Raw genomic sequence first — 10,960 nt, 5'->3', positions numbered from 1 at the left:
CGCCCATGCCCCCGGGGCCCCCCGCGTGGGGCGGGGCGCCCCCCCCCCCCGGCCCCCCCGGGGGGGGTTCGACGTCAGAGCCGGATGGCGAGGACCTGGCCGGGCCAGACGCCGCCCGGCTGCTCGACCTCGAAGCCCTCGGTCTCGGTGAAGCCGAGCGCCCGGTACTGGGCGACGAGCTTGCGGTCGGCGCCGCCGTAGCAGTCGACCCGCAGCAGGCCGATGCCGCGCCGCCGGGCCTCCTCGACCGCGTCGGCGATCAGCGCGGCGCCGATGCCCGAGCCCTTGCGGGTGCGGTCCGTGACCAGGTTGCGGACGAACAGCTCGCGCTCGTCCACGGCCGGGACGTACGAGCCGCACTCCTCGGACAGCACGCAGGAGCCGACCGTACGGCCCCCGCCGTCCACGGCGAGGCGGATCAGGAACGGCTCGCGGCCGTACCGCTCGACGTGCTCGACCCGCTCGGGCGTGGTGCTGAACGGCTGGTCGCCCCACTGGCCGGTGCGGTCCCGGCCGGCCAGCCAGGCCACGGCGCCGTCGAGCAGGGCGAGGATGTCCGGGACGTCCTCGGGGCCTCCGGTGCGGATCTTCAAGCTGCTGGAATCGATCACGGACCCGTTCTAGCCCAATGCCGCGCGGGTGGGAAGACGGCCCTGCCGGGGACCGCCCCCGCAGGGGCGGAGCGGTCGCCGGGGCCGTAGGGGGCGGAGCGGCGGCAGGGGTCGCAGGAGCCGTAGGAGCCCCTCCGGGCCGCCGGGGTCCGCACCGGGCGCTCCGCGCGGGAGGATGGGCCCATGAGGCTCTTCGTGGCGGTGCTCCCGCCGGCCGAGGCGTTGCAGGGGCTGTCCGACGCGGTCGCGCCGGTGCGCGGGCTGCCCGGGGCGGACCGGCTGCGCTGGACCACCGTCGCCGGCTGGCACCTCACCCTGGCCTTCCTCGGTGCGGTCCCCGCCGAGCGGCTGCCCGAGCTGGAGGAGGCCCTGGCCGCCGTCGCCGGGGTGCACCCGGCGCACCGGCTGCGCATCGCGGGCGCCGGGCGGTTCGGCGACCGGGTGCTGTGGGCCGGCGTCGAGGGGCGGACCCGGGAGCTGCGCAGGCTGGCCGAGGCCGTCGCCGGGGCCACCGCCGAGGTGGTCGGGGAACCGGCCGACACCTTCGCCTTCCACCCGCACCTCACCCTCGCCCGGGCCGGCTCCACCCGCGGCCACCGGCGCGCCGTCCAACGGGTCGCGGCGGCCGAGCTGGACGGCCTGGCGGCGGCGCTGGCGGACTACCGGGGGCCGGAGTGGGAGGCCGCCGAGCTGCACCTGATGAAGAGCGACCTGGACGGCGGCTTCGCGCACTACGAGTCACTGGGATCCTGGGCGCTGGCCGACCGGGACTGAGCCCCCGGGCGCCCTCGCCGTCCGGCGGGGCGGACGGCGGAGGTACTCTCGTTGACCGTGGATCCCAAGACTCGTATGCGCATCGTCTCCGGCACGCTGGTGCTGCTGCTGATCGTCGTGCTGTTCAGCTCACTCGCCGGTCGCTGAGGCCGGCCGGCGGGCATGCCTGCCGGGCGCGGTTTCCGGGGCCGCATACCGGGGTCGGCCGACGGGCCGGTGGCCGACGGCGGCCCCTGCCCGGTCCGGGCCCGACCCCGCCCCGAACGGCCGTGAGGGCCACCACCCCGGGTGGGTGGTGGCCCTCACGCATGCCTCAGCGGGTGCTCAGAGCTGCTCGACCACGTAGTCGATGCAGTGGGTGAGCGCCTCGACGTCCGCCGGGTCGATCGCCGGGAACATCGCGATGCGCAGCTGGTTGCGGCCCAGCTTGCGGTACGGCTCGGTGTCCACGATGCCGTTGGCACGCAGTGCCTTGGCGACCGCGGCGGCGTCCACCGACTCGTCGAAGTCGATGGTGCCGACCACCTGGGAGCGCTCGGCCGGGTTCGCCACGAACGGGGTGGCGAAGGAGGACTTCTCGGCCCAGCCGTACAGCCGGGACGAGGAGTCGGCCGTCCGGGCGACGGCCCAGTCCAGCCCGCCGTTGCCGTTCAGCCACTCCAGCTGGTCGGCCAGCAGGAAGAGCGTGGAGATCGACGGGGTGTTGTACGTCTGGTCCTTCGACGAGTTGTCGATGGCCGTCGGCAGCGAGAAGAACGGCGGAACGTAGCGGCCGGAGGCGGCGATCTCGGCGGCGCGCTCCAGGGCGGCCGGGGAGAAGGTGGCCAGCCACAGGCCGCCCTCGGAGGCGAAGGACTTCTGCGGGGCGAAGTAGTAGACGTCCGTCTCGGTGATGTCCACCGGCAGGCCGCCGGCGCCCGAGGTGGCGTCCACCAGGACCAGCGAGCCCTCGTCCGCGCCCACCGGGCGCCTGATCGGCATCGCGACGCCGGTCGAGGTCTCGTTGTGGGTGAGTCCGTAGACGTCCACGCCGGCCTCGGCGACCGGCAGCGGGTGGGTGCCCGGGGCGGACTTGATCACGCTCGGCTCGCCGAGCCACGGCGCGGCCTTGACCGAGGAGCCGAACTTCGAGGAGAACTCGCCGAAGTCCAGGTGCTGGGACTTCTCCCGGACCAGGCCGAAGGCGGCGATGTCCCAGAAGGCGGTGGAGCCGCCGTTGCCGAGCACCACCTGGTAGTCCTCGGGGAGCGAGAAGAGGCTGCTCACGCCCTCGCGCACGCGCTTGACCAGGTTCTTGACCGGGGCCTGGCGGTGGGAGGTGCCGAGCAGGGAGGTCTGGGTGGCGGCGAGGGCACTCAGGGCCTCGGGGCGCACCTTGGACGGTCCGCAGCCGAAACGGCCGTCTGCGGGCTTGATGTCAGCGGGGATCCGGATCTGAGCCACGCGCGCAGCCTACCGGCCGGGCACCGGGCGGGGGTACGGTCGTCCGCCCGCTGAGACTGTGATCTTGGCTGCTCGGAGACGCCGACAGCGGGCCCGGTCGAGACCGGACCCGCTGCTCAGAGGCACTGTTCGGACGTACGTCCGGTGCGGTCAGTGGCCGATGGCGTCCCAGCCCTCGATCGCCTCGGGGCGGCGCGGGCCGGGGCCGATGTAGCGCGCGGAGGGGCGCACGAGCCGGCCCGTGCGCTTCTGCTCCAGGATGTGCGCCGACCAGCCGGCGGTGCGGGCGCAGGTGAACATCGACGTGAACATGTGGGCCGGAACCTCGGCGAAGTCCAGCATGATCGCGGCCCAGAACTCGACGTTGGTGGCCAGCACGCGGTCGGGGCGGCGGTTGTGCAGCTCCTCCAGCGCGGCCTTCTCCAGCGCCTCGGCGACCTCGAAGCGCGGCGCGCCGAGCTCCTTGGCCGTGCGGCGCAGCACGCGGGCGCGCGGGTCCTCGGCGCGGTAGACGCGGTGGCCGAAGCCCATCAGGCGCTCGCCCTTGTCCAGGGCGTTCTTGACCCACGCGGTGGCGTCGCCGGTGCGCTCGATCTCCTCGATCATGCCGAGCACGCGGGAGGGCGCGCCGCCGTGCAGCGGGCCGGACATCGCGCCGACCGCACCGGACAGGGCGGCCGCCACGTCCGCGCCGGTGGACGCGATGACCCGGGCGGTGAACGTGGAGGCGTTCATGCCGTGCTCGGCGGCCGAGGTCCAGTAGGCGTCGACGGCCTTGACGTGCTTCGGGTCCGGCTCGCCCCGCCAGCGGATCATGAACCGCTCGACGACCGTCTCGGCCTTGTCGATCTCGCTCTGCGGGACCATCGGCAGGCCCTGGCCGCGGGCGGACTGGGCGACGTAGGACAGGGCCATCACGGCGGCGCGGGCGAGGTCGTCGCGCGCCTGCTCGGCGGAGATGTCCAGCAGCGGCTTGAGGCCCCAGACCGGGGCGAGCATGGCGAGGGCGGACTGCACGTCGACCCGGATGTCACCGGAGTGCACCGGGATCGGGAACGGCTCGGCGGCCGGCAGCCCGGGGTTGAACTTGCCGTCGACCAGCAGGCCCCAGACGTGGCCGAAGGAGACGTTGCCGACCAGGTCGTCGATGTCGACACCGCGGTACCGCAGGGCGCCGCCTTCACGGTCGGGCTCGGCGATCTCGCTCTCGAACGCGACGACTCCCTCAAGCCCGGGTACGAAATCGGACATGCGACGGCTCCTTCAGTTCTGTGATCGGCGCTCCGCCGTGGTGGGGCGGCGCGCCAGTGACCGAATCGTGGTTGGCACTGGGTGCCAGAGTGACAGGCACGGGGTGCATTGCGCCATACACCACCGTGGTGATGTTCGCCCCGTGCCCGCTTGACTTTTCCGTCGAGGGTCGGTCGTGCCCGGGAGAAAACACGGAACCAGGCACCCGGTTCCGGACAATTCCCCGTACGACGGTCGGCCAAGCGGTGGCGAGTCACCTTATCTCCCACCGCGGTTTGTCCGGAGGTAGCGGTGCCGGCCGCTTGTCGTACGGGATGATGTTGGCGTGCAGACCCCGGAACGCGCCCAGTCGACGCCCCCGAGCCCCGCCACCCGGACTCCGTCCGGCGCGGCCCGCCCCGGCCCGGACCCCACCGTGATGCGCGAGCACTACGTCCACGAGGGCCTGGTCGAGGAACAGCTCGCGCCCGACCCGATCGGCCAGTTCACCCACTGGTTCCACGACGCGGACGACGCCGGAGTGACCGAACCCAACGCGATGGTGCTCTCCACCGCCGACGCCGACGGCCGGCCCAACTCGCGCACCGTCCTGCTCAAGGGCTACGACGCGCGCGGCTTCGTGTTCTTCACCAACTACGGCTCCCGCAAAGGCTCCGAACTCGCCGCCAACCCGCACGCCGCACTGCTCTTCCCGTGGATCGCGCTCGCCCGCCAGATCATCGTCCAGGGCCGGGTGGAGAAGGTCGGCCGGGACGAGACCGCCGCCTACTTCCGCACCCGCCCGCACGGCTCCCAACTGGGCGCCTGGGCCAGCGAGCAGTCCAGCCCCGTCGACGGGCGCGAGGTCCTCGAACGGCGCTACGCCGAACTGGAACGCCGCTACCCGGAGGGCGAGGGCGTGCCCGTCCCGCCGTTCTGGGGCGGGTACCGGGTGATCCCGGAGACCGTCGAGTTCTGGCAGGGGCGCGAGAACCGCCTGCACGACCGGCTCCGCTACCTCGCCGACCCGACGAGCCCGACGGGGTGGCGGGTGGAGCGGCTCTGCCCGTGATCGCCGGGGGTCGGCGCGCCGTACGCCGGATGACTCCGGCGCACGCGGGTAGGTAGGTGGGGCCCGATCCACCCGTCTCCGAAGGGGCTCGGACTTCAGATGCGTGAGGCCGCGATCACCGGATCCGATGCCGCTGTCGAACTCCCGTCCGCCGAGCCGGATCCCGACCGCTCCGGACCCTCGCTCGACGAGCTCCTGGCCCGCTGCACGCCCGAGGCCGTCGGACGGCTGATGCGCCGGGTCGGCCTCGTCGGCGAAGGCCCCGGCACCGCGTCGGTGATGCGGTTCCAGTCCGCCATCTGACCGGTCGGACCCTTGTCGTCACCGGCCGTCGGGCCGGATGCGCCGCCTCCGCCACGGCTTTCCCCAACCCCCGGTACGGTAGCCACGTCGGCCGACCGGGGGGTGCCGTGGAGCCCTTGTTCTTCTTCAGTTACGCGCGGCGGGACCACCTCGCCGGCGGTGCCTTCGTCGATCAGTTCTTCCACGACCTCAAGGACGAACTCGCCCGGATCGAGCCCACGGTCGGCGCCGCCGAACTCGGCTACCGCGACACCGAATGGCTGCGCGTCGGCGACGACTGGGAGCGACAGCTCTCCGGAATGCTCGCCTCCTGCCGCAGCATGGTGGCGCTGTACTCCCCGGCCTACTTCGAGAGCCCGTACTGCGGCAAGGAGTGGACGGCCTTCCACGAACGGGTCGGTCGGCACCGGGAGTTGACCGGGGAGGTGGTTCCGGCGCTGATCCCGGTGCTGTGGGAGCCGCCGTCGCAGGAGCTGCCCGCCGAAGTGCGGCGGATCCAGTACGTCCAGCACGACATGGGCGAGGACTACGCCGCCGGAGGGCTGCACGCACTGCTGCGCGCGGCGCCGTACGGGCCGGACTACCTGAGGGTGGTCCGGGTCATCGCCGAGCGGGTGCGCGAAGCCGTGGTGCGGCCGGTCACGGCGCTGACAGCGCTGGACCTCGGCGCGGTGGAGGGCTGCTTCCCGCTGCCCGCCGCCGATCCGGCGCCGGCCCGGACCGGCCTGGTCCGGCTGTTCGTGGCGGCAGACCGGGCGCGGCCGGGTGCCCCCGCGCCGCAGGGGCCGTACCGCGGTGGCTGGTACGGCCCGCAGCCCTGGGACTGGGCGCCCTACCACCCGCCGAGGATGCCCTCGCTGGTCGCGCGCGCCCAGCAGGTGATCACCGGGGCCGGCCACATCACGACCCTGGACGAGGTCGGGCCCGGCCTCGTCGCCGACCTGGACCAGGCCCGGGAGAACAACCAGGTCAGCCTGCTGCTGGTGGACCCGTGGACGGCGGGGCGGGAGCCGTACCGGCAGGCACTGCGCGAGTACGACGGCCAGAACCACCCGGTCACCGGAGTGCTGGTGCCCGCCGGCACCGACGACCCGCCCGAGGGGCCGGCCCGCGCGCACCTGTGGGGCGGGGTGCGCGCGGTGTTCCCGCGCAACTGGTTGCACCGTTCGGGACCCGAGCCGCTCTTTCGGGTGCACGTCACCCGGGAACGCTTCGAGAGTGAACTCCTCAGAGCCGTGACCGTGGCGCAGAACCGCCTGTTGGACGAGGAGGACGTCACCGATCCGGTTGCCGCCCGCGCGTCGTTCGGGCTCGGTACGGAGGCGGCGGGCATACCTGGACTGACCATCCCGGCCTGGCCGCCGTCGGAAGCGGAGGACCTGCCGCCCCGGCCGAGCCGGCCGCCCGGAACCGCTTCCGACCACCCGCGTGAAGGAGACCCGCAGCGATGACCGCCGACCAGGCCGCACTGGCAGACGCCGGAACCGCCGCCCCGCCGGCGACCGGCTCGGTCGTCACGTTCTACTCCTTCAAGGGCGGCACCGGCCGGACCATGGCCCTGGCCAACCTCGGCTGGATCCTGGCCAGCCAGGGACTGCGCGTCCTGGTGGTCGACTGGGACCTCGAAGCCCCGGGCCTGCACCGGTACTACCACCCGCTGCTGATCGACCCCGAACTGCGGGACACCCCGGGCCTGATCGACCTGCTGCGCGCCTACGTCGACCAGGCGCTGCCCCGCTCCGGTGACGCCCCCGCCGCCGGGCCGAGGGAGTGGCTCACCGTGCCCGGCCGACTCGACGGCTACCTGTGCGGCCTCGCCCTCGACCTGCCGTCCGACGGCCGACTCGACCTGATGCCGGCGGGGCGGCAGAACGGGGCCTACTCGGCGGCCGTCACCAGTTTCAACTGGCGGAGCTTCTACACCCGGGCGGACGTCCGGGGAGCGGAGTTCCTGACGACGCTGCGGGAACAGTGGATCGGCTCGTACGACTACGTGCTGATCGACAGTCGAACCGGGGTGAGCGACACCTCGGGCATCTGCACCGTACTGATGCCCGACAGCGTCGTCGACTGCTTCACCCTCGGTGCCCAGAGCATCCGCGGCGGCGTCGACGCGGCCCGCGCCATCGCCGAGGCCGACATCCGGGAGATCCGGGTGCTCCCGGTGCCGATGCGGGTCGAGGAGACGGAACGAGCCGGGCTCGCCGCCGGTCGCGACCTCGCCCACGAGGCCTTCGCGCCGTACCTGGACCGCTGGCTCGGGTCGGCACGCCGGGACGCGTACTGGCGGGACGTGGAGGTGCCCTACAAGCCCTTCTACGCCTACGAGGAGGTGCCGGCGACGGTCGTCGACCGGCCCGGGCAGGACCGCAGCCTGCTCGGCGCCTTCGAACGGCTCGCGGACTGGCTCACCGAAGGGCGCGTGCGGGAGCTCGCGCCCGTCCCGGACCGGGTCCGCCGTCGGCTCTACGCCGCCTATCTGCGGCCCGGGCGGGCCAGGTCCCGCCGGGTGCAGGTGAGTTACGCCCCCGGGGACCGGCCCTGGGCGGAGTGGGCAGCCGCCGCCATGGCCGGATTCGGCTACCTGGCCTCCCTGCACAGCGCGGCCACGCCGCTGGACGACGCCGGCGCACTCCCGGAGGCCGACGGGCCCGCCGAGGGCGACGGACGGGTGCTGGCACTGCTGTCGCCCGAGTACCTGGCGCTGCCCCGGGCGGGCGAGTTGTGGCGCCGGCTCCGTGCGGGGGAGGACGGCGCGCTGCTGGCGGTGTCGGTGACGGCGGAGCCGCTCGACGGGGACCACGGGGAACCGTTCGACAGCGGACCGGTCGCGGTCGGGACGGCGGTCCGACTCGCGGGCTGCCCCGCCGAGCAGGCGGAGTCCCGACTGTTCGAGCTGATCGGTCCGCCACCCGGCGCCGGGCGCTGGGTCGGGGCGGAGGATGAGCCCGCCCCGCCGCCCGCCCGCTACCCCGACGGCCGCCCGCCGGTGCACACGCTGCCACCGCGCGACCCGGCCTTCACCGGCCGCGGCCGACTGCTCGATCGCCTGCGGGACGGCTTCACGGCTCCCGGTCAGGCCCGCTCCGTCCAGGTGCTGTACGGCATGGGCGGAGTGGGCAAGTCGCAGACCGCCGCCGAGTACGCCCACCGCTTCGCGGCCGCGTACGACGTCGTGTGCTGGATCCGGGCCGAGGAACCGGCCGGCGTCCCGCAGCAGCTCGCCGACCTCGCCACCAAGCTCGGGCTGACCGTCGACGACGACGTCCAGCGGGCCGCCGCCGACCTGCTGCGCCACCTCGACCGGGCCCAACCGGGCCGGCCCTGGCTCCTGGTCTACGACAACGCCGAAGACCCGGACCGGCTGGCCCGCTGGCTGCCCGCGGGAACGGCCGACGGGCACGTGCTGGTGACCTCGCGCAACCGGCGCTGGGCACGGCACCCCGGCCGCGCGGAGGTCGCGGTCTTCGACCGGGCCGAGAGCGTGCAGCTGATGCGGCAGTTCAACCCGGCGATGCGGCCGGCCGACGCCGACCGCATCGCCGAACTGCTCGGCGACCTCCCGCTCGCCGTCGGCCAGGCCGCGCGGTGGCTGCAGGAGACACCGATGCCGGCCGCCACGTACCTGCGCATGCTGGGCGAGGCCCTCACCGAGGTGCTGGACCGACCGGTTCCCGGCGAGTTCTCCACCGCCACTGCCGCCACGGCCCGGATCGCCGGCGCCGACCTGCGCCGGATCAACGCCCCGGCGATGCGACTGCTGGAACTGTGCGGCTTCCTGGGGCCGGACGCCATCCCCGTCGACCTGTTCTACTGCGAACCGGCCGTTCGGGCGATCAGGCCGCCGCAGGGCGAGGACGAGCGGATGGCGATCGGGGAGATCCTGCGCACCGTCAACCAGTACGGCCTGGTCCGCTACGACGCCGAGGGGGGCGGGACGCTCGGGGTGCACCGGATCGTCCAGGCGCTGCTGCGCGACCAGGTGGCCGCGGCCGACCGGCCGGCCGTCCGGGCCGCCGTGCACGGGGCGTTGGCGGCGGTCGGCACCGGAGCCCCGGAGAAGCCGGCGGACTGGCCCGGGTTCGCGGCGCTGCTGCCGCACCTGGAGCCGTCCGGGGCGGTGGAGAGCACCGATCCGCAGGTGCGGCGCTGGATCACCGACACGGTCCGCTACCAGCGCCACCGCGGGCTGCTGGACGCCGCGCGTGAGCTGGCCGAGCAGGCGCTCGCGCACTGGCCCGACGAGGAAACGGCGGCGCTGCTGATGCGGGTCGAGCTCGGCAACGTGCTGCGGCTGCAGGGCGCCGCGCAGGAGGCGCACCGGATCGACCGGGAGGCGTGGGAACGACTGACCGAACTGCTCGGCCCCGACCACGAGAACACCATCGCCGCAGCCGGCGGACTCGGTGGTGACCTGCGCCAACTCGGCCGCTACACCGAGGCGCAGGCGCTCGACCGGCAGACGCTGGAAGCCGCCGAGCGCGTCCTCGGACCGAACCACCTCCGCACCATGATGATCCTCAACAACCTGGCCCTCTCCGACTTCCTGGCCGGCGACCTCGGCAGCGCCGTCGAACGGCACTCGACCGCCCTGGCCCGCCAGCGGGCGGAGCTCGGTGCCGACGCCCTGAACACCCTCGGCTCCGAACTCAACCGGGCCCGCGCCCTGCGGGAGGCCGGCCGGTACGAGGAGTCCCGGGCGGTGTTCGCGGACGTCGTCGAGCGCTCCCGCGCGAGCCTCGGCGAGGACCACGACAGCACCTGCCGGGGCCTTCGCCACCTCGGCGGCGTCCTGCTGCGGCTCGGCCGGTACGAGGAGGCACGGGCGGCCGACGAGGAGGCGTACCGCAGGCTGCTGGCCCGGCACGGGGCCGACCACCCGGAGACCGCCGCCGCCGCCGGGAACCTCGCCGCCGACCTCGCGGCGCTGGGCCGGACCGGGCGGGCGGTCGAGCTGGCCCGGGCGGTGGTCGAGTACCACCGCAGCCACCTCGGAGAGGAGTACCCGACCACCCTGCTCGCCGCCGGGAACCTCGCGGTGCTGCTGCGGCGGGACGGCCGTACGGAGGAGGCCGTGGAACTGTCCGGGCGGGTGCTGGAGGGGCTGCGGGCGCACCTGGGAGAGCAGCACCGGTATGTCGGGGCGGCGCTGCTGAACCACGCCAACTCGCTGCTGGCGGTGGGTGATCCGGACGGCGCCCGGGAGCTCGACGAGCAGGCGGCGGCGGTGCTGGCGCGGACGCTGGGACCGGACCACCCGGACACCCGGGGGGCGTTCGGCAATCTGGCGCTGAGCCGGGCCGGCCGTGACGCCGGTGTGTCCGGCGCTGCCGGGCGGGTGGACATCTTCGTGGAGGCGCCGCCGGTGTGATCACTGATCCGTGAACGGCCCGTGCTCCGGTCGGAGTTCGCCCGTCGTGCCGGGTGGCCACGGCCCGGTGTGTCCGAGGCGGTCGACCGCCCGGTGGACGGCGTTGCGGTTCCCGTACCGTCCTTCGCCGAGGAGTCGGCTCGTCCCGTCCGTGGA

8 protein-coding genes are annotated in these 10,960 nt (G+C 74.1%); 5 read left to right on the top strand and 3 right to left on the bottom strand.

All coding sequences use genetic code 11. From position 1 onward, the window contains the following. Nucleotides 1-74 precede the first annotated feature (74 nt). Nucleotides 75-611, bottom strand: coding sequence for a GNAT family N-acetyltransferase (locus ACFV0O_RS22830; RefSeq protein WP_360257143.1), 537 nt, complete (start codon nt 609-611; stop codon nt 75-77). Nucleotides 612-794: 183 nt separating this feature from the next. On the opposite strand from ACFV0O_RS22830, the gene thpR reads away from it, so the two are divergent. Beyond that, nucleotides 795-1,385 (top strand): RNA 2',3'-cyclic phosphodiesterase, encoded by a 591-nt coding sequence (gene thpR / locus ACFV0O_RS22825; RefSeq protein ID WP_360257141.1) that lies wholly within the window; start codon nt 795-797, stop codon nt 1,383-1,385. 324 nt (nt 1,386-1,709) lie between these two features. Here thpR and serC read toward each other — a convergent pair whose 3' ends face one another. Beyond that, nucleotides 1,710-2,828, bottom strand: coding sequence for a phosphoserine transaminase (serC, locus tag ACFV0O_RS22820; RefSeq protein WP_360257139.1), 1,119 nt, complete (start codon nt 2,826-2,828; stop codon nt 1,710-1,712). Between the two features lie 150 nt (nt 2,829-2,978). After that, nucleotides 2,979-4,079, bottom strand: a complete 1,101-nt coding sequence (locus tag ACFV0O_RS22815; RefSeq protein WP_360257136.1) for a citrate synthase 2 — start codon at nt 4,077-4,079, stop codon at nt 2,979-2,981. Between the two features lie 418 nt (nt 4,080-4,497). Here ACFV0O_RS22815 and pdxH point away from each other — a divergent pair, with 418 nt between their 5' ends. From pdxH to fxsT, 4 genes are all read left to right on the top strand, one after another. Further along, the gene (pdxH, locus tag ACFV0O_RS22810) at nt 4,498-5,130 is read left to right on the top strand and encodes a pyridoxamine 5'-phosphate oxidase (protein WP_380344687.1); all 633 of its coding nucleotides are present in this window, start codon (nt 4,498-4,500) and stop codon (nt 5,128-5,130) included. A gap of 99 nt (nt 5,131-5,229) precedes the next feature. Further along, entirely contained in the window at nt 5,230-5,433 is a 204-nt protein-coding gene (locus ACFV0O_RS22805) for a hypothetical protein (protein ID WP_380344676.1), read from the top strand. Nucleotides 5,434-5,549: 116 nt separating this feature from the next. Beyond that, a complete protein-coding gene (locus ACFV0O_RS22800; protein WP_380344673.1) occupies nt 5,550-6,884 on the top strand; it encodes a TIR-like protein FxsC in 1,335 nt (444 codons plus the stop codon). Then, the gene (gene fxsT, locus ACFV0O_RS22795) at nt 6,881-10,804 is read left to right on the top strand and encodes an FxSxx-COOH system tetratricopeptide repeat protein (protein ID WP_380344671.1); all 3,924 of its coding nucleotides are present in this window, start codon (nt 6,881-6,883) and stop codon (nt 10,802-10,804) included. The genes ACFV0O_RS22800 and fxsT overlap by 4 nt, the downstream gene beginning before the upstream one ends. The last annotated feature ends 156 nt before the right edge of the window (nt 10,805-10,960 follow it).

The organism is Kitasatospora sp. NPDC059577 (assembly GCF_042735475.1).
GTDB lineage: Bacteria > Actinomycetota > Actinomycetes > Streptomycetales > Streptomycetaceae > Kitasatospora.
The sequence above is the reverse complement of the archived record's forward strand: the minus strand, read 5'-3'. Positions and strand labels throughout refer to the sequence as shown.